Origin of the sequence: Aquimarina sp. 2-A2, from assembly GCF_045505135.1 — a bacterium.
GTDB lineage: Bacteria > Bacteroidota > Bacteroidia > Flavobacteriales > Flavobacteriaceae > Aquimarina > Aquimarina intermedia.
Genome location: NZ_JBJKFI010000001.1, coordinates 647992 through 674347, shown reverse-complemented (window position 1 = coordinate 674347; position 26356 = coordinate 647992). Strand labels below are relative to the sequence as shown.

Below are 26356 nucleotides of genomic sequence, written 5' to 3'. Positions count from 1 at the left end.
TAGGCGCTCAAATATTAACATTTCCGGCCATTAAGGCGCAGGATTTGGATTATCATTGTGAACCTCCTGTATTGCCTCAATGATACTCTCTGATAATGAAAGCGTTGCACTTCCTATATTCTCTTTTAACTGCTGTAAGTTAGTGGCTCCAATAATTGTACTGGTTACAAAAGGTTGACTTTGCACAAATGCTAATGCCATTTGAGTCAGACTAAGTCCGTTTGCCTTGGCTATTTCATTATAAGCTCGTGTAGCTTCAAAAGACCGTTCATTGTGATATCTTGAGAATTGAGGAAATAAAGTTACTCTGGCATCTTTGGGCATCTCTTCTAGATATTTACCCGTTAGTTGACCAAAACCCAAGGGAGAATAAGGTAAATAACCAACATCCTCTCTTAGTAGGATTTCTGATAATCCAATCTCATCCTTACGGTTCAATAAACTATAGGGGTTTTGAACTGTACTTATCTTGAATTTACCGGCCCGGGCTTCTTCTACATAACGCATTACTCCGTACGGAGTTTCATTCGACACACCAATAGATCGTATCTTTCCTTCTTTTTTAAACACTTCTAAATTATGTAGTATTTCATTAAAATTATCACTCCATCGTTCCTCCTCGTCATGTTCATATCCCAAAACTCCAAAAAAGTTAGTATTTCTCTCCGGCCAATGTAACTGATATAAATCGATATAATCGGTTTGTAAGCGTTGTAAGCTTTTATGGATAGCATCATCAAACTCTGTTTTGGTAAACCCACCCGTTCTTATATGTTTTACAAAATCACGCGGACCCACAATTTTCGACGCTATTACCACATCCTCTCTCTTCTTTCTCTTTTTGAGCCACGTTCCAATAATGCGTTCAGTGCTACCCTGCGTTTCGCTAGTTGCAGGTACCGAGTACAACTCAGCTGTATCAATAAAATTCACCCCTTGATCAATTGCAAAATCCAATTGTGTATGCCCCTCATCTTCTGTGTTTTGTTGTCCCCAAGTCATAGAGCCAAGGCAAATCTTACTAATTTTAATCTTCGTATTGGAAAGTGTTGTATATCTCATAATGGATTTAATCTTATTTATAAAATTCGAATATAAAAATTAAAAAGTTGCAATCTGTAAAATTCATCTTAACTATTAAAGGTTAGAAAACAAGATCATATAATATTTTTTGGTACGCTTTTTGGATTTTAAAAAATTAATTAGCTATTTTAAAGGCTTATTTGCAAGCTACATTTTTGCAATAAAGTTTTTTTTATTTCGTTTTAGAATACGTGATATCAAATACGTAGTTTTGATAAATCAATTAATATACCCAAACATTATGAAAAAATTATTTCTACTTGTAATGGTGCTAGGCACCACACTAACCACTCAAGCTCAAGAAGATTGGAGCGTTCTCAACGAAGTCTTTGATGATGTATACTCACTTGCAACAGAAGTTGGAAAAGAAACTGATAAGGTAATTGCTCACGGAAATGTTATCTCAATCGTTAAGTCAACTGGTACTACGTCAATTCAAAAAAAGAAAGATAAATCTGTTCCTGTTGAATTTTATGATTATTTCTTATTAACCTCAACAGGTAGACAAATTGCTCTTACCAAAATGGATACTGAAAAAGTTATTGAGAAATTTCAAAAAGTATTGAATAGAGTAAAAACCAGTCTTAAAGAAGATAACAGTAAAGAAGTACAAAGTATTCTAAATAGTCTGTAATACTTTTAACTTTATTGTATTAAAAATGCCGCTGAATCTACGTAGCGGCATTTTTATTTTATAGTGCTTTCAATAATATTTTTGCTTAGATCTTATTAAGCAATTTACTAATCTCATCTAATTTTGGCGTAAGGATCACCTCAATTCTTCTGTTTTTAGACTTGCCTTCAGTAGAGTTATTATCTGCGATTGGCGCAAATTCACCTCTTCCCGCTGCGGTAAGGTTCTTTGGATCAATAGCGTTATTCTCCAATAGTAACGTTACAATAGCCGTTGCTCGTTTGGTTGATAAGTCCCAGTTATCTTTGATAATTCCCGTACCCAGATAGGGATCGTTATCGGTATGACCTTCGATCAACACGGCTATATCGGGGTTTTCACTAAGTACTTTTCCTAATTGATTTACAGCTTGCTTACCTTGTGTCCCTATAGACCAGCTACCTGAGGCAAAAAGAAGTTTATTTTCCATAGAAATATAAACCTTACCATTTCGTTCCTCTACGGTCAATCCTTTTCCTTCAAAATTACGCATAGCTTTAGATATCGCGTTTTTTAAAGCTTGCATTTTTGCATCTTGTGCCATAATCAAGCCTTCCAATTCATCTACACGTTGAGACCTTAATTGTAAGTCACGTTCTAGTTTTTCAAGTCTTGAACGTTCTGTAGCCAAAGCTTGTTCTTTCTGCTCTAACTGTGCTAATAAATCGCGATTGCGCTTGCTATTAGCGGCCATTGCTTCAGAGCTGTTTTTTTCTAAGGCATCATACGAATCTTTTAACGCATTGTAGTTTGTCAAAGTTGTTTCATATTTCTGTCTAAGCTCATCACGTTCGGCTCTTGTTTTATTGTAGGCATCATTGAGTTGCTCTGCAGCTAATTGATTAGCGTCAAAATCTCTCTGAAGAGATTTTAAATCATCTTTGGTTTTGCGGTTGTCTCTTTTGAGTCTGGCGTATTTACTTTCTAAATCTTTATGAACTTTGGACGAAACACAAGAGGTGGCAAATCCAGCCATAAGAGCTAATACTATAATTTTACGTACCATGATTAAAATGTAGTTTTATAATTGGGGTTATGATTTAAATATAATTCAGATCTAATTCTACAAGAATTGGGCAATGATCGCTGTGTTTTGCTTCGGATAAAATAACAGCTCGTTTTAAAGCATCTTTGAGTGGTTGTGCGACTAATCCATAATCAAGTCGCCACCCTTTGTTATTATTACGGGCATTAGCTCTATAACTCCACCAAGAATATTGATGCGGTTCTTTATTAAAATGCCTGAAAGAATCTATAAAACCATTTGACATGAAGGTATCAATCCACTCACGCTCTACAGGTAAGAATCCCGACACATTTTTATTACGCACGGGATCATGTATATCAATAGCCTTATGACAAATATTATAGTCTCCACAAATAACTAAGTTGGGATGCGTTTCTTTCAATGTGGTAATATATTCTTGAAAATCATCCATAAACATGAACTTATGGGCCAATCGATCTACATTGGTTCCGCTAGGTAAATACAGACTAATTACTGAAACTTTATCAAAGTCTGCTCTAATGACACGTCCCTCAAAATCCATGTGCTCTATACCTGTGCCAAAGGTAACGTTGTCTGGTTTTGTTTTAGAAAGTATAGCGACACCGCTATATCCCTTTTTTTGTGCACTGTGCCAATACAGATACGGATATCCTGCTTCTTTGAAGAGCTCTAAGTCCAATTGCTCCTCCATAGCTTTAATTTCCTGAAGACATATCACATCTGGATCCGCTTGTACCAACCACTCTATAAACCCTTTATTTATAGCCGCTCTTATACCATTTACATTATAAGAAATTATTTTCATCTATTCGTGTTTACTGTTTCGCTCTTAGAAAAAATTAATCCTAAGCTTTTACTAGAGGCCACAGAAACAACTTATTTAATATGTAGCTCGTAATAAATTGATTTTTTCACTTCAATCGAAACAAAGTATGTAATCTTTCTATTGTACTTTATCAACAAAATAACGAAGCTTTTAGTAGATAAAAAAATGTGTTTAGATAAAATAATAATTCATCAAACTATAGTATAACGTATCAGCCATTTAAATAAAATACACTACTTACGTGCCTCAATCTTGAATAATTTTGTAGATCTTTACTAAAATCCATGATATGAAGCTATTACTTTTTCCAGCAATCGTCCTAATACTATCATCCATCCTATTATCGTGTTCCCCTAAAAATCAACCGCTTAAAAATGCTGCTGCACTAACTAAAGATAAAAATGCTGCATATAATTCGAGTGGACAAGATTATAAGGGTACTATTATAATGTCCAAAAACCCCTCATGTCCTCATTTATTAGTGGTTTCTGGCCTTAAAGACACCTTAGACCCCATAAACTTGAAGGACTTTACAAAAAATGAAATCCCAACTAAGGTTTGGGTAACTTTTAGTAATTTAAAAATGAAAAACAGATGTAATCAAGGGCGCCCGGTTCTTATACAGACTCTAAAAAATAGATCTGCTACTGAACAATAATTTTGACAGCCCTTCCTTTCCTTTTATTTCCAATTCTTATAAAATACATTCCGGTACTACGATAGGATAAATCCAGATCAAAAATAAAATTGTTATTAGCATCAAGCTCCATGTCATCAATAAGTATTACCTGACCCGTGATTGAAAATACAATTATTTTTTCTTCCGAAACATCCTCAGGGTTTCCAGTACTTACAATATACTTATTCTTCTCTCTCTCAAAAACGATTATTTCATCGCCGTTTCCATTGCTCTCCCCAATCTCTACAGTATAATCATGAGTGGTTCCAAATTGCATTGCTTCGCATGGTTCATTTAAGGGTGCTCCATTATTAGTTTTTACATCGCCTGCACGTATACGCATCAAATGCTTTCCTAATGTACTACTTTGATCTAATGGAAAATTAAAAAATAAATCTGTGTCTTGCTCCTCAAGGATTTCGTTGTCAAAAATCAACTCAGCATCCTCATAGAGATTATTATCATTATAATCTACCCATAACGAAAATCGTTCCTGGTCTCCTGATGCATACCCCGCTTGTAAGGTAAGAATATACTTCCCCTTTGAACGATCCATTTTAATTACGAGATCTGTAAAATCTTTATATCCATTGTCACAGAGAATATCTACATTAGAAATATTGGCCAGTTCAAATGAAGTTATTCCGTCTCCAAATCTTTGACAGTCAGACTCTGGCATACACAATCTATGTTCTACGCTTACGTTGATAAAATCATTAGACACATCCTCATCATTCCCAAGTGCAGTTCCAATTTGAAAGGTATAGTTGCCAAACGCTGTCATATTTACTGAACTGTTAAACGTATATCGTTCAGAAGTACCTGGAGCTATCGTTTCTGTAAACGTCTCTGTCACTCGACTACCACTATTAAAAGAATAAAATACCGGAAAATTAGATTGCGCAACCGAACCGTAATTGTAGATCGAAATTGTAACAAACTCATCAGTTGTTAATCCGCCGCCACTTATAGGTGAAACTAACTGAACCACTCCCAAGTCATTGGCATAAATATTCTCTACAACCTTTGATATACAATCATTTTCAACCTCGGCGTCCCCCGCCAGATTTGTTTCTGCATTAACAGTATAACTTTTATCCTGACTTAAATCTGCCACAGCTGCAAATGTAAAAAGAGCAGTCTCACCCGGGTTGATTGTTCCGGTGAAAATCTCATTAACTGGAGTGCTGTTATTGATAGTATAGCTAACAGGAATGTTACTTTGTGAAGTAGTTCCGAAATTTTGTATTTCCACTGTAATATTCTCAGCATTGCTAAAGGTAGCTTTTGCAAAAGGTGCAGGGATACTTACTATTCCCACATCGTTAGCTATCACATTTGCAATTTTGAAAACACCTACAAAATCTCTGGCATTATCACCGATAGCTTCAAAATATTCACCTATATGATAAAATGTCTGATCATCTATAGGGTCAATAGTTATTTGCGAATAATCCCCGTAACGTTCTCCTCCATTGCGTTGTATATCTGTACCAATCACAATGTCTTGTTCGGCAATGGTCATGCTTCCCAACGGATCTCCATCTAATCTCCCGGTATAGCGTAATGAAGCGTAACTATCCACTGTAGCACCATTTTCCACAGTTCCCATGGTTGTATATCCCATACCTATATTTCCATATACATCCATAGCCATACTCGCACACCAGGCACTCTTGCCATCTGGAGACGCGTACGTACCTTCCTGATACACATACCATGGTTGTCCGTCACCGTTTTGGCGTAGTTCATACCATCGAACTCCGGCAACATTATCCAGATCAGGACGATCATCGATATCCACCACAAAATTAAGTGTCACCACATTATAATTACAAAATCTTCGGTAATTTGTTGCATACATGACCGCTCCTTGCAACGCATCGATATCCTGACCTTCAGTCCCCGGTTGAGGTATATTACTAAAAGAAGCTCCTCCGTCAAAGGTAGAATCAAAAGGGGTTATCTGACCTGAAGTTACATCGAGCACCTCAGCTTCAGTAATTGATGATAGTTCAGGGCGAATCCAATTAACATTGATGCTCCATAGTTTTAATGCATCTTCATTAACGTTTACCCATTCATCATCCTGATAATAGATTATTTTAGCCTCTCCTCTTGGTGGTAAGGTTTGTCCGATAGCATTGAAGGCAGCCGGACTATAAAATCCTCCTATATTTGCTCCCGGTAAAGGAAATCCAACCATTCTGGCATTAAGCTCACCAGCAAGCATCTTATCTCGCTCGATGACAAAAACTACTTCGCTTGTTTGTTGTGCGCCTTGATCTTTATTAGCGGTTACATAATATCCATCTGACCAAACAGAAAATTTGGTGTAATCTGGAAAGCTATCCGTAGTAAAGCGGTACGTATACCATCCACTATTTACAGGATCGGGATCTTTGGACACTGCAACCAAAAAACCGTTGGGAGTATCGCTGAATTGCGTTATAACAAAACGGTCGGCAAAATTATCGTAAAACACTATGGGGTCTCCCAAAGCTTCTCCGGGAAATAAATTCTCTAACGAGGTCGAGGGTAGCAGCACATTTCCTACTTTATCGTGTATTGCAAACGAATAATTTTTTGCACTCACATAATGATTGGGACCAACGGCTCCAGTGGGATCAGTAGGGGCTCGATTTGCCGAAGCAACAGTGAATTTCTGAGAGGGAGCTTTGCCCGTTCTAAGTGTCCTAAGGCTTTTTTGCTTTGCTAATAACTTATCTTGTCCTCTGGGGTATCCCTTACCGGGAACAATTTTATTTACATTGGCTCTTCTGGGGTTTATCGGACCTACTCTTGGTTTTTGTGGAATAAGTTCTTTACCTACCAAAGGTGTAATTTCCTTCATATAGGTAGCTTCTATAACTAATGTCGCGTTACTTGTTTGTGTTTTTTGTGAATAAGTCACAAAATTTAGCATGAATACAATAATTGCGACAATTTCTCTCAGCTTCATAGGTAGATCATTAAATATCAGGGTTCCAAATAATTTTTTGGATTTAAAAATACAACTAAAGTTTAAATTATAGCGAACTCAACTACATATTATATTCATACACTGGGTAATAAATTCTATTAACTGTTTTATATAACACAAATCCTTAAAAGACAAAAGCCACGTAAATACGTAGCTTTTGTGTGAAAAATATAAAATCTGTTTACTTATTTAAGCCAATATTCCATGTCTACCCGTTCAGAAATCAAAGTTTTTAAATCTTTGATCGCCACACGTTTTTGTTCCATTGTATCCCGATCGCGAATGGTAACTGTTTGATCTGTCAACGTATCATGATCTACCGTAATGCAAAGGGGTGTTCCATTAGCATCCTGTCTACGATAACGTCGTCCAATTGCATCCTTTTCATCATAAACTACATTAAAATTCCATTTTAGCTCATCAATAATCTGTTGTGCTATTTCTGGAAGTCCGTCCTTTTTGACCAAAGGTAAAACTGCGGCTTTTACAGGCGCCACTACTGCTGGCAGTTTAAGCACCACTCGGGTTGACCCATCTTCTAATGTTTCATCTTGTAGCGCAGTTGAGAATACAGCCAAAAACATTCTGTCCAGCCCCACCGAGGTTTCTACGACATAAGGCGTATAGCTTTCTTTTAACTCCGGATCAAAAAACTGAAGTTTCTTGCCCGAAAACTCTTCATGAGCCTTTAAGTCAAAATCTGTGCGTGAATGAATCCCTTCTAATTCTTTGAATCCAAAAGGAAAATTAAATTCTATATCGGCAGCTGCATTGGCGTAATGAGCTAACTTATCATGATCATGAAAGCGGTAGTTTTCTTCACCAAGCCCTAAGGATAAGTGCCAATTAAGTCGTGTTTCTTTCCAGTAATCATACCACTTCATTTCATCACCTGGCTTCACAAAGAATTGCATTTCCATCTGCTCGAATTCTCGCATTCTGAAAATAAACTGGCGAGCAACAATTTCATTCCTAAAAGCTTTACCGGTTTGAGCAATTCCGAATGGAATTTTCATGCGTCCGGTTTTTTGAACATTTAAAAAGTTGACAAAAATCCCTTGTGCAGTTTCGGGTCTTAGATATAAATCAGTTGCAGTATCTGCGGATGCTCCTAATTTGGTCCCAAACATTAAATTGAACTGACGTACATCGGTCCAGTTTTTAGATCCTGTATCCGGGTCAGCTATTCCAAGTTCTTCGATAAGTGCTTTTACATCATTTAAATCCTCTTTTTCCAGCGAGGCTCCCATACGTTTAAGTACTTCATCACGTTCTGAAAGATACTTAACTACTCTTGGGTTGGTTGCAACAAATTGTGCTTCATCAAAAGCATCACCAAATCTTTTTTTAGCTTTTGCTATTTCCTTTTGTGCTTTTATATTTAATTTCTCAGCATAGTCCTCAATTAATACGTCGGCCCGATATCTTTTTTTAGAATCCTTATTATCAATAAGTGGATCGGTAAAAGCATCTACGTGACCAGAAGCCTTCCATGTAGTGGGATGCATAAATATTGAAGCGTCTAAACCCACTATATTTTGATGCATAAACACCATGCTTTTCCACCAATATTCTCTGATATTTTTTTTTAATTCAGCTCCGTTTTGTCCATAATCATAGACCGCACTTAAACCGTCATATATTTCACTAGAACCAAAAATATACCCATACTCTTTTGCATGGGCTATTACTTTTTTAAATTTATCTTCTTGATTTGCCATTGGACAAAATTAATTCAATTTGTACAAAATAGAAACGAATTGAGTTATTTAATAAGGAAGTTGTTTGATTAATATACGAAACACAAAAAAACCATCACAATTTTACAAATTATGATGGTTAAAATGTTGTTTATTCTAAAATTATCTCAATTCGAACTTAGTGTTCGAAATCATTCTTGGTCCGGAGAAAACATTTACCACGTAGTTCCCTTCCATCAACTCACCTTCCATTGCGTTGACAAGGACACATACATCGAGTGCATCATTCTCATAGAACACCTTGTTACGACCACTGTAGGTTAGTACTGCATCTTCAAAATTAATCGAAATCTTATCTCCGATCAAATTATTTTTAGGATTGATAACTTGAACATATAATTCTTTATCGCCTTTTTCAGTCAGTTTATTTGGAGATAATGTAAAACATACTCTTACCTTATCTGCTCTACTAGCACGTGAGGTATTCGTAATTTTTCCACTATTACGTACTCGTACACCTTCTGCTTTTATTCCAGACGCTGTCAATGCAGAACCTCGTTCTACAATTTCAGCTAATTTTGAATTTTGTGTCTGTAAGGAATCTGAGAATATAATTCTTTGATTTAAAGCTGTGGAAGTACTATCTAAATCTGTTGTAAGTTGTGAGTTGGCAGCTGTTAAGCTATCCGCCAATTTGAATAAACGCTCTCTTTCTTGCTTAAGCTTACCAACTTCTCTTCTATATCTTGAAATTAAAGCTAGATTTGCATCATTATCTTTTACGCTATCCAATAGCACTACGATACGTTCTTTTGCCTTCAACAAGTGATCATCCATAACTTCATTAAGGGCAATCGCATTGTCATACTTTGTAATTAATTCTCCTAATTCGCTTTCAATTAAATCTTTCTCTTGTTGAAGAATAGCCTTATTTTGCTTTTCTTCATTATAAAACTTGTATGAAAAAATGGCCAAAATCAATAGCAATGCTGCTAATACACCGATTAAAATCTTAAGGGTTAAGTTATTGTTTTGAGTAGTCATAGTTAATTTTTAATTTTTGATGGTTACTTTTAAGGTAAATATAATAGTTAAATCGAATTATTAATGTTAATCGTATTATAATATGCTTTGTGATCTTGTTTATTTATTCTATCCTCAGCATTGTGCCGCCTGCGATAGCAACTTGGATAGAAACGAACATGTATTGTGCACTTCTTGTCGTTATTACTTACCTCAAGGGAATTTTCACCTAGTTAACGTGAAAAATATCGAAAAAGTATTTTATGATCATATCAAAATTGAAAATTTTGTATCGCTTCTCGTGTTCGAGAAGGAGGGCTTAGTGCAAAATCTAATTCATAATTTAAAGTATCGCGGACAACAAAAAATAGGCACAACATTGGGAGCATGGCTTGGGTCACAATTACTCAATGCGAAAAATTTTGACGGTATTGATGCGGTCGTTCCAGTACCACTTCACAAAAAAAGATTAAAAGAGCGTGGTTATAATCAAGTAGAGGAATTTGGAAAAAAAATAGCCCAGCTACTCCAAGTACATTATATTAATAATGTACTGATCAAGAAAAACTATACGGCCAAACAATCGAAACAAAAAAGAATTATGCGATGGCAAAACTCTGAAGCAACCTTTGGTTTGCAAAACCAAGATGTTTTGACAGGAAAACACATCCTTCTGGTCGACGATATCATAACGACAGGTGCTACATTACAAGCATGTATTAAAGAGCTAAAAGGTATTGAAGGGATTAAATTTAGTATAGCCACCATGGCTATAACAGAATAGTTTTTTGTTTATAGTAATTAGTTGTTTCTTTGTGAATCAAAACAAAATCGTTATAGCATTCATGAAAAACGGAGTTCTACTAGTCGCTTTGAGCGTTTTCTTATTACTTGTTGGATGTGCCAAAAAAGGCACAATTACGGGTGGCGAAAAAGATAGTATTCCTCCTGAATTTATTCGGGCTACACCTCCTAATTTTTCTACAAACTTTGATAAAAAAGAAATTCGAATTTATTTTGATGAGTACATCAAACTTGAAGATCCACAGCAACAAATCGTAATTTCTCCACCAATGGATCCTAAACCAACGATAACACCGTTAGGGGGCGCTAATAAATTTGTAAAGATCAAGTTTCTTGATACACTTTTAGAAAACACTACATACAGTATCAGTTTTGGTGAAAGTATTGTGGACAATAATGAAGGGAATCCGTTGCCATTCTTTAAATATGTTTTTAGCACAGGAGACTTTCTGGACTCTTTGAAAATAAAAGGCTCCATAAAAGATGCCATAGCCAGAACACCAGATCCTTATACGACAATAGCGTTATACAAGATCGACGAAAGCTATACGGATTCTATTATCTACAATACAGTGCCTCGATACGTGTCCAGCACTTTGGATAGCACCGCGTTTGTGATGGAAAATTTAAAGGCTGGTAAATACAGATTGATAGCCTTAAAAGATGCCGCCACTAATTACACCTACCAACAGAAACAAGATAAAATAGGGTTTTATAGTGATACTATTGTCATTCCTCGTGATACTGCAAAGGTATTTTCTATTAATTTATTCAAAGAAACACCGGCATTCAAGTTTTTAAAACCAAAACAAAGTTCAAAAAACTCATTGGTTTTTCCCTATGAAGGAGATATAGACAGTACTCGTATAAATATAGTCAGTTCTACACCTGATGAATTTGAGTACAGAACGATAAGAGATCTTAAAACAGACACTATACATTATTGGTTTCGTCCTTACTTTGAGGCTGACTCCTTACAGTTTGCGGTTAAAGCTTCAGCTGCTTACAATGATACATTGACAACACGCTTTAAAGATCAATATAAGGATTCTTTAATTGTATCGCCAACCTCTCCAGCAATATTAACTCCCAATGAAAGTTTTCAGCTAGTTGCAAACATACCGATTAGCAAGATTGAAGATTCGCTTATCACGTTTATGCGTGATTCTCTTCCTGTACCCTTTACAACTCAAATCGACACACTATATAATACCGTGAACTTCAAATTTGATCAACAAGAAGATCAAGGCTATACGATCAATGTATTACCAAATGCAATTGAAGATTTTATGGACAATGTTAATGACAGTCTATCCTTCACCTTCAGCACAAAAAAAATAACTGATTACGGTAAAATTTTTCTGGATTTGGAGAACGTTTCGTCTTTTCCGGTAATTATCCAGTTAACCAACGATAAGGACGAAATAGTTTCAGAAAAGAGCATCGACAAACTAGGCACTGTTACTTTTGAATATTTGGAAGCGGGAAAATATAATATTCGCGTGGTACTAGATCAAAATGCAAATAACCGCTGGGACACTGGTAACTTTCTTAAAGGCTTACAACCCGAAAAAATTATTTACTTTCCTAAAACCATTGATGTAAGAGCCAATTGGGAACTGAGACAAACGTTTATCCTAGACAACCTAGATTAGTTATCTTTTTTTAGGATAGTAAAAGGATCTGCATCCACAAGAAATGGCAATTTAACTCTTGTTTGCTGTATATGTGTTTTATTTAATGTTGCATACAATATGGTTTCCTTTTCAACCGGAGTATTTGAAGTAATTGGATTTCCTAAGACATCATATACCGCAGAATGTCCCACATAATTATATCCCTTACCATCAACCCCCACACGATTTACCCCGATACAATATACCATATTCTCTATGGCACGTGCCTTAAGTAACGTATCCCATGCAAGTACTCTCTTTTCAGGCCAGTTCGCCATGAATATCAACACATCCGCCTCATTTGTATTTCTCGACCAAACGGGAAATCTCAGGTCGTAACAAATCAGCGGTTGAATACGCCATCCTTTATATTCAATAACTACTTTGTCTTCTCCCGGAGTATAAGACTTATCCTCTCCTGCCATCGTAAACAGCTGATGTTTGTCATAATATTGAATAGATCCCTCTGGAGACACAAAGAGTGCGCGATTGTAAAAGTTATCATTTTCCTTGATGACTATACTACCTATTAATGCAAAGTTCTTGGCCTTAGCCATACGTAGCATCCATTGTACTGTAGCATCATTCATACCTTCAGCAACAGCACTGGCATTCATTGTAAAACCGGAACTAAACATTTCCGGTAGCACGACTAAATCAACAGTTTGGGTGAGTTTATTTAATTTTTGTTCAAAATTAGTTCTGTTTTCACCTGCAAGCTCCCATGACAAATTGGATTGAATTAAGGCTACTTTTAGCGTTTCACTCATAATTAAAATAGTATTCGGTATCAAAAATTAAGATGAAGGTACAAATAGAATTTGAAACCCAAAACGTTTCCATCTGGCTTAACATTTTCTTGTATTAAAATAAAAACTCAATCAGGTTGTGCGATACTCTATTATAGATAACAATATAATGAGTGTGCTTTTTAAATATAGCACAACACGTTTACCGTTAAAAATCACTATCTTTTTTCAATAAAATCCTTATTTTCGCACACTTAACAGAAAGAACGACCTCATGAGCACGAAGTTTCCTGAATACAAAGGACTTGACTTGCCAAAAACTGCAGAAGAAATACTGGATTTTTGGCAACAACATAACATTTTTGAAAAGAGCATTTCCGAGCGTGAACAATCAGCTCCTTTTGTATTTTTTGAAGGACCTCCGTCTGCCAATGGGTTACCTGGTATTCACCATGTCATGGCGCGTGCCATTAAGGACATCTTTTGTCGTTATAAAACTCAGAAGGGTTTTCAGGTAAAGAGAAAAGCAGGTTGGGACACTCATGGTCTCCCTGTTGAGCTTGGCGTGGAGAAGGAATTGGGTATCACGAAAGAAGATATTGGTAAAAAAATTACCGTAGAAGAATATAATGAGGCTTGTAAAAAAGCCGTGATGCGCTATACAGATATCTGGAATGATTTGACTGAAAAGATCGGATACTGGGTGGATATGGAAGATCCTTATGTTACTTACAAATCCAAATATATGGAGAGTGTATGGTGGTTGCTATCCGAAATATATAAAAAAGGATTGCTGTATAAGGGATATACTATACAACCCTATTCTCCAAAGGCAGGAACGGGATTGAGTTCTCATGAACTAAATCAACCGGGAACCTATCAGGATGTGACGGATACCACCGTTGTAGCACAATTTAAAGTAATCAAAGAAACATTACCTGCATCGTTATCTCAACTAGAAGATAATTTATACCTTCTGGCCTGGACTACCACACCCTGGACCTTACCGAGTAATACTGCATTAACTGTTGGTGCAAAAATTGAGTATGTTGTTGTAAAAACCTTTAATCAATATACTTTTGAGCCAATTCAAGTTGTGCTTGCCAAAAGTTTGCTTGCTAAGCAATTCACAGGAAAATACTATGCTGCAGAAGATGCTACAGTATTAGAATCCTACACTTCAGAAAATAAAAAAATACCGTATCAGGTGGTTGCCGAATGTAAAGGCGCTGACCTGGTTGATGTTCGATATGAACAATTATTAGATTATGTACAACCCTATCATAATCCTGAAAATGCTTTTAGAGTTATATCCGGAGATTTTGTAACTACCGAAGATGGAACCGGTATTGTACATACCTCACCAACCTTTGGAGCCGATGATGCATTAGTAGCCAAACAAGCGGTACCCGAAGTTCCGGCGATGTTGTTATTAGATGAAAATGACAACTTAGTTCCTACGGTAGATCTGCAAGGTCGCTTTATAGGTCAAATGGGTGAACTTGGCGGAAAATACGTCAAAAATGAATACTATGATGATGGAGAAGCACCTGAAAAATCTGTTGATGTTGAAATTGCCATTAAATTAAAAACAGAAAACAAAGCTTTCAAGGTTGAAAAGTATTTGCATAGTTATCCTAATTGCTGGCGTACCGATAAACCAATCTTGTACTATCCTTTGGATTCCTGGTTCATAAAAGTTACCGATTTTAAGGATCGTATGCATGAATTGAACTTAGGTATCAATTGGAAACCTAAAGCTACCGGGGAAGGTCGTTTTGGTAATTGGTTAGCCAATGCGAATGATTGGAACCTGTCACGCTCTCGTTTTTGGGGAATCCCGCTACCTATATGGAGAACTGACGATGGAAAAGAAGAGTTAATAATAGGTTCTGTTGCTGAGCTAAAAAGCGAAATGGACAAAGCAATTAAAGCCGGTGTTCTTGCTGAAGATATTTTTGCTGAGTTCAAAGTCGGCGACATGAGCGAAGCAAATTATGATACCATTGACCTGCATAAAAATGTAGTTGATAAAATTACATTAGTGTCACCATCAGGCAAACCGATGCGCAGAGAAAGTGATTTAATTGACGTATGGTTTGACTCCGGATCTATGCCGTATGCACAATGGCATTATCCTTTTGAAAATAAAGAAAAAGTAGAATCTGGAGCACGTAAAGCTGACTTTATTGCTGAGGGAGTAGATCAAACACGAGGATGGTTCTACACACTTCACGCTATAGCCACCATGGTTTTTGATGATGTTGCTTACAAAAATGTTGTATCCAATGGTTTGGTTCTTGACAAAAACGGACAAAAAATGTCCAAACGTCTTGGTAATGCTGTAGATCCTTTTGAAACGTTAAAAGCCTACGGACCTGATGCCACACGTTGGTACATGATTAGCAACGCGAACCCTTGGGATAATTTAAAATTTGATAGCGAGGGGATCGCAGAAGTGCGTCGTAAGTTCTTTGGCACCCTGTATAACACATATTCATTTTTTACACTTTATGCCAATATTGATAAGTTTACATATAAGGAAGATGACATTCCCTTGCAGGAACGTCCGGAAATTGATCGTTGGATTTTAAGCGAACTGCATACACTTGTCAAGAATGTAGATGCTTTTTATACCGAATATGAACCCACCAAGGCTACCCGTACAATTTCAGATTTTGTACAGGAGAATTTAAGTAACTGGTTTGTAAGATTGAGCAGAAGAAGGTTTTGGAAAGGGGATTATCAAAAAGATAAAATATCTGCTTATCAAACACTCTACACTTGTATGGTTACCGTTGCAAAATTAGGTGCGCCGGTTGCTCCGTTTTTTATGGATCGCTTGTATAAAGACTTAAATGCCGTTACAGGAAAAGAAAGTTTTGAAAGTGTTCATTTATCATTGTTTCCAGAGTATGATGCATCCTACGTAGATGTTGCATTAGAGCACAAAATGCAAAAAGCGCAAACCGTCTCATCGTTGGTACTTTCTTTACGTCAGAAAGAAAAAATCAAGGTACGTCAACCCCTACAACGAATCATGATACCTGTACTTAATGAAGCTGAGAGAAAAGAAATACAAGAAATATCTGATCTTATTAAAAGTGAAGTTAATGTAAAAGAAATAGAGCTTATCGACGATGCTTCAGGTATTTTAGTAAAACAGATTAAACCAAATTTCAAAACTTTAGGCCCTCGTTTTGGGAAAGACATGAAGTTGATAGCCAACGAAATACAAGGATTTGATCAAGAAAAAATTAAAATTCTTGAACAAACAGGAAGCTATGATATAAAAGTTAATAATAAAATTATTACATTAGGATCCGAAGATGTTGATATAAGTTCTCAAGATATTGAAGGTTGGCTTGTCGCAAATTCCGGAGCTTTGACAGTGGCTTTGGATGTAACCATAACACCAGATCTAAAGAAAGAAGGTGTTGCTAGGGAGTTAGTTAATCGTATACAAAATTTACGAAAAGACAGCGGACTTGAGGTTACCGATAAGATTACCATCGTGTTTGAGAGCAATAAACAAGTTCAGGAAGCAGTTTTAACCAATGATGCATATATCAAAAGTGAAACGCTTACCGAAACCATCGAATTTTCAGAAACCATAATAAATGGTACCGAAATAACGTTTGATGACATTGCAACCCAATTAATAATTAAAAAAAATTAATGACATGGCAGATGATATAAAAGTAAGGTATAGCGATGCTGAGCTTGCTAAATTCAAGGAAATCATTCTTGAAAAAATGCAAAAAGCCAATAAAGATCTGGAACTACTTCAAAGCGCTTATAAAAATGATGGTAATAATGGTACGGATGATACCTCGCCAACTTTTAAAGCATTTGAAGAAGGAAGCGAAACAATGTCTAAGGAAGCCAATACACAATTAGCCATTAGACAAGAAAAATTCGTTAGAGATTTAAAAAATGCATTGTTACGTATAGAAAACAAAACATACGGAGTATGTAGAGTAACCGGAAAACTAATTAATCCGGAACGGCTAAAGCTTGTTCCTCATGCAACATTGAGTATTGAAGCTAAAAATATGCAGAGCTAGGCAACTAGATTTTCCTGAGAATAATAAGTAATGCTTTCTGTTAATGGAGAGCATTATTTATTTTATATCTACCGCGATGAATTATGTGCTTTTACTTAATCTTACTTTATTTTTTACCTTTTCTTGTGGCTATGGACAAAGACATGGTGAAAAAAAAATTTCAAGTGCCGATATAAGTGCAGTGTACATTCAAACTGATTTTGTTTCTACGATTGAAATTTTAAACACTTCAGGAAAAGAAATTAAAATTAATTATTCTTCAGAAGGTGAATATCAAAACATGTTCGTCATTCAGTCAAAAAGAACTAAATCTGCCTTGCACATATCAGATTATATACAACCCTTTCTTGAAAAACTTAATGATAAACTCGCTGCACATAAAATAAGTGCTGCAAAGATGACAATTTTTGTTCCTGAAAACATAAGTATCTACCTGACATCTAAGCAAGCTAATTGTATCATTGATGCCAAACTACACTATCTGTTCGCCGAGCTCAATTCTGGAATTTTTAGAGCCAATTACTTTGAAGGAGATGCAGATGTACATACAATCTCTGGTACGATAACTCTATATACCAAGAATGCTACCCTAACCACAAGTACTAATACGGGCATTATTTTGACTGAAAATATGCTGGGAAATCACTCCATAAACCTAATATCGCTCAACGGTGATATTAATGTCTATAAAATAAAATAAAACATTATTTTTGTCGCTCTTATATAAGATCGATGATCTTGTAAACTATACTTATGTCCTTAAAAAAATCAATTTTAGTAATATTCTTAGTCCTATTAATCGATCAGGTCTCTAAAATTTACATAAAAACACATTTTAGCCTATATGAAGAAGTAAAAGTTTTTGATTGGTTTAGAGTAGTTTTTGTTGAGAACAAAGGTATGGCTTGGGGTTTTGAACTTCCAGGAATTTACGGAAAACTTGCATTGACGCTGTTTAGACTCGTCGCTATAACCGGTATTGGTTATTGGCTATACGATTCTGTACGTAAAAAGAGCCCGGATATTCTGGTATTTTGTATTGCATTAATTTTTGCAGGAGCCTTTGGGAATATCATCGATTCCATATTCTATGGTGTTCTATTTAGTGAAAGTACCAGTATCCAAATTGCAGAATTTTTACCGGTTGCCGGGGGATATGAAGATCTCTTTTATGGTAAGGTGGTAGATATGATTCAGTTCACCCTGTATGATGATATCTTGCCAGAATGGATTCCTATCTGGGGCGGACAACCATTTTCTTTTTTCGATCCTGTCTTCAACATTGCAGACTCTGCAATAAGTATTGGGGTCTTTTTACTGCTTATTTTCAATAAAAAAGCATTTCCTAAAGAGTTTAGTAAAGCAGCCTAATTGCTGAGAATTCTTTCAAAATCCTTAATTTTGATAGGTTTAGTGAGGTAATCCCTAACAAAATCGATTGCTTTAGCACGATCAACATCGCGAGAATCAATAGACGAACTTACAACATATAAACTATAGCTCTCAACAATTTGATCTTTGATCTTCTGGAATTCTTGCAAAAATTCCCATCCATCCATAATTGGCATGTTCAAATCCAATAAAATTACATCAGGAAATATCTCTTTTTGATTACCGGGAAGTGCCTGAACAAAAAACTCAATGGCTTCTTTTCCGTTTTTAAAAATTAAGATCTCATCAGATAACGCTCTCATCTTAATTATCTTGCTAACAAGATTAACATAAATTTTATCATCATCAATGATGCATATTCTTCCTAATTTTTGGGACATAAGTGTATTACTATTAAAGAATCTAATATACTATAAAGAATCTCCAGATTCAAGCTAATTTCACTCGAATACATAAGTTTTATTGGGGGTGACGCAATAATCAAGTTTTATATCGGTAGATTCTACAAAACTAAATTCTGGTGCTGATTCAAAAAAAGATAGCCCTACTTTGATCACCTTCTCATTACATTTGGCTAAGAATCGATCATAAAAACCCTTCCCATACCCTATTCTATTCCCAACTGTGTCAAATGCTAACAGGGGTATAAAAACCACCTCAATTTGATCAGAAGCAATAGGTATGCCGTCTACAGGCTCTGGGATATTATATTCATTCTTTATTAAACGGGTGTTATCAGTAAGCAGATAGTTACTAAGTTGATTCGTTGTGAAATCGCTTTTAGAAATCACTACATTTTTATCTTTTCCCTGCAAAATATGCAGTATAAAATCTGTATCTACCTCCCTTTGCTCTTCAATGGACAAAAAAATATGATAGAAACTAAAGTCCCATAAAGGCAAGGTTAAGATGCGATTAGCAATTGCTAAACTATTTGACTCTATGGTGCTGGCATCCAAACCAGTCCGTAACATTTTATAGTGCTGTCTCAGTGCTTTTTTATTCATTGGCATCCTCAAATAGTGCTGTGGTTATATGAAAAATCGCATCTCCTTTATGGATTATCGGAGCTTCATTCACATTAATAATATACCCCTCATTAGGAGCTTTTACCACGGTGCGCATTTTCCCATATGGATCTGTAATTGTGGCCAAAAACTCTCCTTTTTCAACATGTTTACCACAAGGAATTTTGATATGAAGCATACCACTGTTTTTAGCTCGTACCCAGTAGCTTTTCTTAATGACTATACTTTTGGCTCGGGCATTAGGAATTGAAAACTCCGGCATAAGCATTTCGAGGTGTTTTAGTATTCTCATTGTACCGATCACTCCTTCCTTTGCTATATCCTTATTACTGTTTTGGGATTTCCCCCCTTCAAAAAGTAAAATTTTAATTCCTTTTTTTGAGCAGGTAGCTCTGAATGATCCATCAACGTTTTTAGATAACAACGTAAAAGGTGCATTAAACGTTTCCGCCAATTTCATTAACTCAGCATTGGTAGGATCAACCCGAATATGAGCTGCATTAAAACGACTTCCTCCACCGGTATGAAAATCCAGACAATAGTCTGCAACGGGCAAAATCTCATTGGTAAACTGATAAGCAAATTGACTCGCTAACGAACCGTTTTTGGAACCGGGAAAAACCCGATTTAAATCACGTCCGTCCGGAAAAAACCGATCCATGTTTAAAAAACCAAAAACGTTTAAAAGCGGAATACAAATAATCGTACCGCACATAGGTTTATTGATCTTTTTAGAAATAATTTGTCGTACTATCTCCACACCATTTACCTCATCCCCATGAATTCCGGCTGTTATTAAAACAGTGGGACCCGATTTTTTTGAACGCTCTATTATAATGGGAATTTCAACTTTTGTAGATGTATAAAGATTGGCTATGTTGAAATTGATCGTTCGGCTCTCACCCAATTGTATATGCTCACCTAAGATATTAAGAACATCTGATTTTTTCATAGTAGAAAGAATGTAATTATATACTTCGTTCGATATATCTGATTATTGATTTTGCAATATCCTTTCCTGTGGCTTGTTGAATACCCTCTAAGCCCGGGGACGAGTTTACCTCTAATATTAATGGACCTCGTTCACTTTGCAACATATCCACTCCTGCAACCCCCAACTTCATTGCTCTTGCTGCCTTAATAGCAGCATTTTCTTCCTCTTCACTAAGCGCAATAACCTCTGCGCTACCACCGCGATGCAAATTAGATCTAAATTCACCGTCCTTACCTTGACGCTTCATCGCTCCTACCACTTGTCCATCAATTACCAAAGCCCTAATATCAGCGCCCTTAGCTTCTTTAATATACTCTTGAATAATCACTCTAGCTTGTAATCCATTAAAGGCTTCTATCACAGACTCAGCAGCATTTTGTGTATCTGCTAATACCACTCCCAATCCTTGCGTACCTTCCAATAGTTTTATGATTAAAGGAGCACCTCCCACATGTTCTATAGCACCAGACACGTCTTTTGAGTAGTTTGTGAACACCGTTTTAGGCAGGCCTAAACCCGCTTTTGACAATATCTGTAAACTACGTAATTTATCTCTTGACTGCACCAGTGCCTGTGATTGTACGGTAGTAAACACATTCATCATCTCAAATTGACGTACTACCGCAGTACCATAAAAGGTAATGGAAGCGCCAATTCTTGGAATTACTGCGTCAACGTGATCTAATCGTTTACCTCTATAATAAATTTCCGGTTTTTTCTTCTCAATTACTATGTCGCAATTTAGCGGATCAATTACCTGTACTGTGTGTTTACGTTTTACCGCTGCCTGCACAAGCGCATCTGTTGAAAAAAGGTTTGCGCTTCGCGACAAGATTTTAATGTTCATTATGATTTATTATTATGTGATTGATCTTCTAATTGTGGATCAACTAAAAATTTTCCGCTCAAAAATCGTCTTCCCAGTAAAACCGGAAATCGCATATCATCTCTTGAAGACAAGGTAAGTGTGATTGGATATGTTTTATTAAACAGACGTATTTTAGTTCGTATAGTATACCGCACTTCTATTTCCCCATTACTACTCTTAACAGCAGTAATATCATAGTTTGTAAAAACAAACTGTTTACCATTATACTCTGGATGTGTGGCATCCAGAAAACTACATTGTAACGTTTCGTCGATCTCTTCTATATCTTTGCAATGAATTGAAGAGGTATAGGCACCTGTATCAATTTTTACGTCGATTTCATTGATTTCCAAAAGTGGGAAATCGGCCTTATCTGTTCTTCCTATTATTCTTTTTTTTACTTCCAAAAAAATGGTGAATTAAATTATCATGACACAAAGATAAACGTGCTTTTCGAACTTATCCTTTTTTTTTTAATCTATGCGGAATCCTTTAATTTTTTAACATAAATTAAACCTTTTGAGCACCTTTTAACATGACACTATATCTTAAATTTACACTGTGAATATGCAGCAACTTCCTCTAGAAATACAATTAAAAACCCTGCCAAGTAATCCTGGGGTGTATCAATATTACGACAAAGATGATAAATTACTTTATATTGGTAAAGCTAAGAATTTAAAAAAAAGAGTTTCTTCTTATTTTACAAAAAAGCATGACAGCCATCGTATCGGAGTTTTAGTAAAAAAAATCCGTTTTATCAAACACATCATCGTCGAAACCGAAACTGATGCACTCTTACTAGAGAACAATTTGATTAAAAAGCATCAGCCACGGTTTAATGTTATGCTCAAGGACGATAAAACGTATCCATGGATTTGCATCAAGAAAGAACGTTTTCCAAGAGTTTTTCCTACGCGAAATCTAATCAAGGATGGTTCAGAATACTTTGGTCCCTATACAAGTTTTAAAACGGTAAATACACTACTCGAATTAATTAAAAATTTATACCAGCTCAGAACCTGTTCCTATGATTTAGCTGAAGAAAAAATTCAAAACGACAAATACAAGGTGTGTCTGGAATACCATCTAGGCAATTGTAAAGGCCCATGTGAAGGTCTACAGGAAGAAAATGAATATAACGAAAACATAGAAGCCATACGACAAATTGTAAAAGGAAACTTTAAAGACTCTTTGCAACAATTTAAAAACCTCATGCATACACATGCCGAGAATATGGAGTTTGAAGAGGCTCAGCGTATAAAAGAAAAGATCGAAGTTCTTCAAAAATACCAAGCAAAATCCACAGTAGTTAACCCAAAAATTAGTAACGTAGATGTTTTCTCTGTAATATCGGATGAAGCTTATGGGTACGTCAATTTTTTACAGCTTTCCTATGGTTCTATCATTCGATCTCATACCACTGAGATCAAAAAGAAACTCGATGAAACCGATAAAGAACTGCTAGAACTAGCCGTAGTTGAGCTTAGACAACGTTTTAATTCTAATTCAAAAGAAATTTATCTTCCTTTTAAACTTAGCCTGGGCGAACATATTAAAGTTACCGTCCCTCAATTAGGGGACAAAAGAAAAATTCTCGATCTTTCTATTAGAAATGCAAAATATTATCGACAAGAACGTTTTAAGCAAATTAAAATTATTGATCCGGATCGTCATGAAAAAAGGTTGATGGCTCAAATGAAAAAAGATTTGAGACTTCCCTCAGAGCCACATCATATAGAATGTTTTGATAATTCAAATATTCAAGGCTCTAATCCAGTCGCTGCTTGTGTTGTTTTTAAAAACGGAAAGCCAAGCAAAAAAGAATATCGCAAGTTTAATATAAAAACGGTGGATGGCCCTAATGATTTTGCTTCTATGGAAGAAGTAGTCTATCGTCGCTACAAACGTTTAAAAGAAGAAGGAGAGCCGTTACCACAACTTGTCATCGTGGATGGTGGTAAAGGACAGTTGTCCTCTGGACTAAAAGCCCTAGATGATCTCGACTTGCGAGGCAAGATTACCATTATTGGTATTGCTAAACGTCTTGAAGAGATCTATTATCCGGGAGATTCTATACCGTTATATTTGGATAAAAAATCAGAAACACTCAAAGTTATCCAACACCTACGTAATGAAGCGCATCGCTTTGGCATTACCTTTCACCGTCAAAAAAGGAGTAAAGCTGCACTGGACACCGAACTTGATAAAATACCGGGAATTGGAGAAAAAACAGTGATTGAGCTATTAAAGACTTTTAGGTCGGTTAAAAGGATACAAGAAGCCTCTATACAAGAACTTGCTCAAATTGTAGGAAATTCTCGCGCAACCAAAATTTATAATTACTATCTTTCTAAAAAGGATCCAACGTGAATCAATCAACTCCATTTTCAAAAGTACTATCGGTTTGCATCCTTGCCATGTGCTATTTAGGAAGCTTTACTATTCTTGGGCAAACTTCAACAGATACTATTGCTAATCAAAAGGATGTAAAAGTTGGAATTGTTTTAAGCGGTGGTGGTGCAAAAGGTCTAGCGCATATAGGTGTTCTAAAGGTTATCGAAGACTCAGGCGTACGTATTGATTACATTGGTGGCACGAGTATGGGAGCCATCATTGGCTCTTTATATGCAGCCGGTTATAGCGCCTCAACCTTAGACTCCATCTTTAGATCTGTGGATTTTAACGAACTAATACAGGATGATCTCCCACGTCGTGCAAAAACCTTTTATGAAAGAGAAGATGCCGAAAAGTACGCTATAACCCTCCCTTTTGATAAATTCAAAGTTGGTTTACCTAAAGGCCTTTCCAAGGGACAGAATTTTTACAACCTTTTCTCGCGATATACTTCTCACGTAAACAATGTGCGTGATTTTGACAGTCTACCTATTCCTTTTTTCTGTGTGGCTACTAATATTGAAAACGGAGAACAAGTAATTTTGGATAAAGGATATTTACCACAAGCTGTTTCTGCAAGTAGTGCACTTCCCTCCGTTTTTAGCCCTGTTGAAATTGATGGCGTGTTACTAACCGACGGTGGAGTTGCAAATAATTATCCGGTAGAAGAGATCAAAAAAAGAGGCGCAGATATTGTTATAGGAGTGGATGTTCAAGACAGTTTAATGACTGTAAACCAGCTTAACTCTGTAACAAATATCATGTTGCAAATTAGCAATTTTAGAACCATAAAGGATATGAGGGATAAAATCACAAAAACCGATGTCTATATTAAGCCATCTATCGGAGATTTTACCGTTCTGTCCTTTCAGGATACTGAAAAAATAATAAAAGTTGGAGAAGAGGCAGCGCAAAATTCGATGCAATTATTTGAAGAAATTCGGAGTCAGCAGCAATCGGGAACCAATGTTATAAAACGAAAGCAACTTATATCTAAAACATCTGACACTATACATATTAACAGTCTGCTTGTTTCTGGCAATACGCGCTATACGAGATCCTACGTCAAAGGAAAACTCAAAATGAAAATACCGCTTACTACAACCTATCAAAGACTTAATGAAGGAATTAATAACCTATCAGCGACCGGTAATTTTGATCGGGTAAGTCATCGTCTCATCGATAATGAAACCGGCAAAGGATTATTAGTAAACGTAAAAGAAAGCAAAAACAAAATGCTACTTCGCTTAGCAGTGCATTACGATGATCTGTATAAAACAGCTGCGTTACTTAATGTTACCCGCAAAAGTTTATTTCTTAACAATGATGTTCTATCTGCAGATCTTGCTTTAGGAGACAATATTAGATATAATGTAGATTACTATGTCGATAAAGGTTTTTACTGGAGTTATGGCTTTAAATTTCGCTATAATAAATTTGAAAAAGATATTCCCTACGGCTTTTTAACTGATATCACTGTCGTACCTAATATAGGTATTAATAATGTTGATGTAGAGTATAAAGATTATACAGCTCAAGTATACGCTCAGACCCTTTTAAAACAAACCTTTTCCCTTGGTTTTGGCGTAGAATACAAGAACCTGAACATTTTTACTGAAACGTTTGGTGAAGATGAAAATTTAGTCCCCCAAACCGTGTTTGACGATAGTGATTATATTGGCGCTTTTTCATCATTACGGTTTGACTCTTTTGACAACAAATATTTCCCTTCAAAAGGTTACTTGCTTTCAGCAGATTTGAACGGCTACTTCTATTCTTCAGATTATAACGATAATTTTAATGAGTTTTCTATATTCAAAGCTAAACTCGGATATGCGTTTCCCATACGTCACAACGTCTCTGTCCAAACCGAAGCCGAAGCCGGTACTAAAATAGGGAATACGGATCTTGATTCTTTTGATTTCTTTTTGGGAGGATTTGGCGCTAAGACTATTAATAATTTCATACCTTTTTATGGGTATGACTTTATAGGGTTTACCGGTCAAAGTTTTGCCAAAGTAGGCGTTACCGTTGATTACGAAATATTCCCAAAAAACCATATCAACCTTGCTGCCAACTATGCTAATGCAGGAAAAAAACTTTTTAGCACAGGTAAATGGTTTGAAAACCCTGAATTTACAGGCTATGCTCTCGGGTATGGTTTAGAAACCTTTGCCGGACCCGTGCAGGTCAAGTATTCGTATTCTCCTGAGTTGGGTGAAAGTGAATGGTTTTTTAGCATTGGCTTCTGGTTTTAATACTTTGATGACACGAATCAGCAAAAAATTTACGACATTTGTAATGTTATGACTCTTTTTTGGCACAACTTATTGATACATCTTCACTACCTTATCAAGCGCAATCCTGAATAAAGGGAACTGTTAATTGATCCTTATTTTCAGAAG

The 26356-nt window shown here is 36.0% G+C and carries 22 protein-coding genes; 10 read left to right on the top strand and 12 right to left on the bottom strand.

Annotated features, from left to right (window positions below; all coding sequences use genetic code 11):
* Window positions 1-30 precede the first annotated feature (30 nt).
* The gene (locus ACJRPK_RS02935; RefSeq protein ID WP_407138361.1) at window positions 31-1062 is read right to left on the bottom strand and encodes an aldo/keto reductase; all 1032 of its coding nucleotides are present in this window, start codon (window positions 1060-1062) and stop codon (window positions 31-33) included.
* A gap of 262 nt (window positions 1063-1324) precedes the next feature.
* On the opposite strand from ACJRPK_RS02935, the gene ACJRPK_RS02930 reads away from it, so the two are divergent.
* On the top strand, window positions 1325-1717 hold the full coding sequence (locus ACJRPK_RS02930) for a hypothetical protein (RefSeq protein ID WP_407138360.1): 393 nt from the start codon (window positions 1325-1327) through the stop codon (window positions 1715-1717).
* An 85-nt stretch (window positions 1718-1802) separates the two neighbouring features.
* Here ACJRPK_RS02930 and ACJRPK_RS02925 read toward each other — a convergent pair whose 3' ends face one another.
* Together ACJRPK_RS02925 and ACJRPK_RS02920 are read right to left on the bottom strand one after the other, a co-directional pair.
* Window positions 1803-2762 (bottom strand): OmpA family protein, encoded by a 960-nt coding sequence (locus tag ACJRPK_RS02925; RefSeq protein ID WP_407138359.1) that lies wholly within the window; start codon window positions 2760-2762, stop codon window positions 1803-1805.
* 34 nt (window positions 2763-2796) lie between these two features.
* Window positions 2797-3570, bottom strand: coding sequence for an exodeoxyribonuclease III (locus ACJRPK_RS02920; protein WP_407138358.1), 774 nt, complete (start codon window positions 3568-3570; stop codon window positions 2797-2799).
* A gap of 310 nt (window positions 3571-3880) precedes the next feature.
* Between ACJRPK_RS02920 and ACJRPK_RS02915 the strand changes: the two genes are divergently transcribed.
* On the top strand, window positions 3881-4249 hold the full coding sequence (locus ACJRPK_RS02915; protein ID WP_407138357.1) for a hypothetical protein: 369 nt from the start codon (window positions 3881-3883) through the stop codon (window positions 4247-4249).
* Here the strand turns inward: ACJRPK_RS02915 and ACJRPK_RS02910 are convergent.
* The 3 genes from ACJRPK_RS02910 to ACJRPK_RS02900 all read right to left on the bottom strand — a co-directional run bounded on the left by ACJRPK_RS02910 (window position 4236) and on the right by ACJRPK_RS02900 (window position 9997).
* The gene (locus ACJRPK_RS02910; protein WP_407138356.1) at window positions 4236-7232 is read right to left on the bottom strand and encodes a GEVED domain-containing protein; all 2997 of its coding nucleotides are present in this window, start codon (window positions 7230-7232) and stop codon (window positions 4236-4238) included. The two genes, ACJRPK_RS02915 and ACJRPK_RS02910, sit on opposite strands and share 14 nt — an antisense overlap.
* Window positions 7233-7438: 206 nt before the next feature.
* Entirely contained in the window at window positions 7439-8974 is a 1536-nt protein-coding gene (locus ACJRPK_RS02905; protein ID WP_407138355.1) for a glycine--tRNA ligase, read from the bottom strand.
* 141 nt (window positions 8975-9115) lie between these two features.
* On the bottom strand, window positions 9116-9997 hold the full coding sequence (locus ACJRPK_RS02900) for a hypothetical protein (protein WP_148781099.1): 882 nt from the start codon (window positions 9995-9997) through the stop codon (window positions 9116-9118).
* Between the two features lie 217 nt (window positions 9998-10214).
* Between ACJRPK_RS02900 and ACJRPK_RS02895 the strand changes: the two genes are divergently transcribed.
* Window positions 10215-10760 carry a ComF family protein gene (locus ACJRPK_RS02895; RefSeq protein ID WP_407138354.1) on the top strand — a complete coding sequence of 182 codons (546 nt, stop codon included), beginning with the start codon at window positions 10215-10217 and terminating at the stop codon, window positions 10758-10760.
* Window positions 10761-10821: 61 nt separating this feature from the next.
* Window positions 10822-12435: an Ig-like domain-containing protein gene (locus ACJRPK_RS02890; protein ID WP_407138353.1), complete on the top strand. Its 1614-nt coding sequence runs from the start codon at window positions 10822-10824 to the stop codon at window positions 12433-12435.
* On the opposite strand, the gene ACJRPK_RS02885 is transcribed toward ACJRPK_RS02890, so the two are convergent.
* Window positions 12432-13226: an amidohydrolase gene (locus tag ACJRPK_RS02885; RefSeq protein ID WP_407138352.1), complete on the bottom strand. Its 795-nt coding sequence runs from the start codon at window positions 13224-13226 to the stop codon at window positions 12432-12434. The two genes, ACJRPK_RS02890 and ACJRPK_RS02885, sit on opposite strands and share 4 nt — an antisense overlap.
* Before the next feature lie 253 nt (window positions 13227-13479).
* Between ACJRPK_RS02885 and ileS the strand changes: the two genes are divergently transcribed.
* From ileS to ACJRPK_RS02865, 4 genes are read left to right on the top strand one after another with little or no spacing between them, the layout of a single operon-like run.
* Window positions 13480-16884 carry an isoleucine--tRNA ligase gene (gene ileS, locus ACJRPK_RS02880; RefSeq protein ID WP_407138351.1) on the top strand — a complete coding sequence of 1135 codons (3405 nt, stop codon included), beginning with the start codon at window positions 13480-13482 and terminating at the stop codon, window positions 16882-16884.
* Window positions 16885-16888: 4 nt separating this feature from the next.
* A complete protein-coding gene (locus ACJRPK_RS02875) occupies window positions 16889-17272 on the top strand; it encodes a TraR/DksA C4-type zinc finger protein (protein WP_148781094.1) in 384 nt (127 codons plus the stop codon).
* A gap of 43 nt (window positions 17273-17315) precedes the next feature.
* Entirely contained in the window at window positions 17316-17972 is a 657-nt protein-coding gene (locus tag ACJRPK_RS02870; RefSeq protein WP_407138350.1) for a hypothetical protein, read from the top strand.
* A 53-nt stretch (window positions 17973-18025) separates the two neighbouring features.
* Window positions 18026-18643, top strand: coding sequence for a lipoprotein signal peptidase (locus ACJRPK_RS02865; RefSeq protein ID WP_407138349.1), 618 nt, complete (start codon window positions 18026-18028; stop codon window positions 18641-18643).
* Here ACJRPK_RS02865 and ACJRPK_RS02860 read toward each other — a convergent pair.
* The 5 genes from ACJRPK_RS02860 to ACJRPK_RS02840 are packed head-to-tail and all read right to left on the bottom strand — an operon-like array spanning window position 18640 to window position 21961.
* Window positions 18640-19044, bottom strand: a complete 405-nt coding sequence (locus ACJRPK_RS02860) for a response regulator (protein WP_148781091.1) — start codon at window positions 19042-19044, stop codon at window positions 18640-18642. The genes ACJRPK_RS02865 and ACJRPK_RS02860 overlap by 4 nt on opposite strands.
* A gap of 60 nt (window positions 19045-19104) precedes the next feature.
* On the bottom strand, window positions 19105-19671 hold the full coding sequence (locus ACJRPK_RS02855) for a 5-formyltetrahydrofolate cyclo-ligase (RefSeq protein WP_407138348.1): 567 nt from the start codon (window positions 19669-19671) through the stop codon (window positions 19105-19107).
* Complete coding sequence (locus tag ACJRPK_RS02850; protein ID WP_407138347.1) at window positions 19664-20644, bottom strand: succinylglutamate desuccinylase/aspartoacylase family protein; 981 nt, start codon at window positions 20642-20644, stop codon at window positions 19664-19666. The genes ACJRPK_RS02855 and ACJRPK_RS02850 overlap by 8 nt, the downstream gene beginning before the upstream one ends.
* 16 nt (window positions 20645-20660) lie before the next feature.
* Complete coding sequence (gene rimK, locus ACJRPK_RS02845) at window positions 20661-21533, bottom strand: 30S ribosomal protein S6--L-glutamate ligase (protein ID WP_148781088.1); 873 nt, start codon at window positions 21531-21533, stop codon at window positions 20661-20663.
* Window positions 21533-21961 carry a RimK/LysX family protein gene (locus ACJRPK_RS02840; RefSeq protein ID WP_148781087.1) on the bottom strand — a complete coding sequence of 143 codons (429 nt, stop codon included), beginning with the start codon at window positions 21959-21961 and terminating at the stop codon, window positions 21533-21535. The genes rimK and ACJRPK_RS02840 overlap by 1 nt, the downstream gene beginning before the upstream one ends.
* A gap of 160 nt (window positions 21962-22121) precedes the next feature.
* Here ACJRPK_RS02840 and uvrC point away from each other — a divergent pair, with 160 nt between their 5' ends.
* Both uvrC and ACJRPK_RS02830 read left to right on the top strand, forming a co-directional pair.
* On the top strand, window positions 22122-23927 hold the full coding sequence (gene uvrC / locus ACJRPK_RS02835; protein WP_407138346.1) for an excinuclease ABC subunit UvrC: 1806 nt from the start codon (window positions 22122-22124) through the stop codon (window positions 23925-23927).
* A complete protein-coding gene (locus ACJRPK_RS02830) occupies window positions 23924-26209 on the top strand; it encodes a patatin-like phospholipase family protein (protein ID WP_407138345.1) in 2286 nt (761 codons plus the stop codon). Before uvrC ends, ACJRPK_RS02830 begins: the two co-directional genes overlap by 4 nt.
* The last annotated feature ends 147 nt before the right edge of the window (window positions 26210-26356 follow it).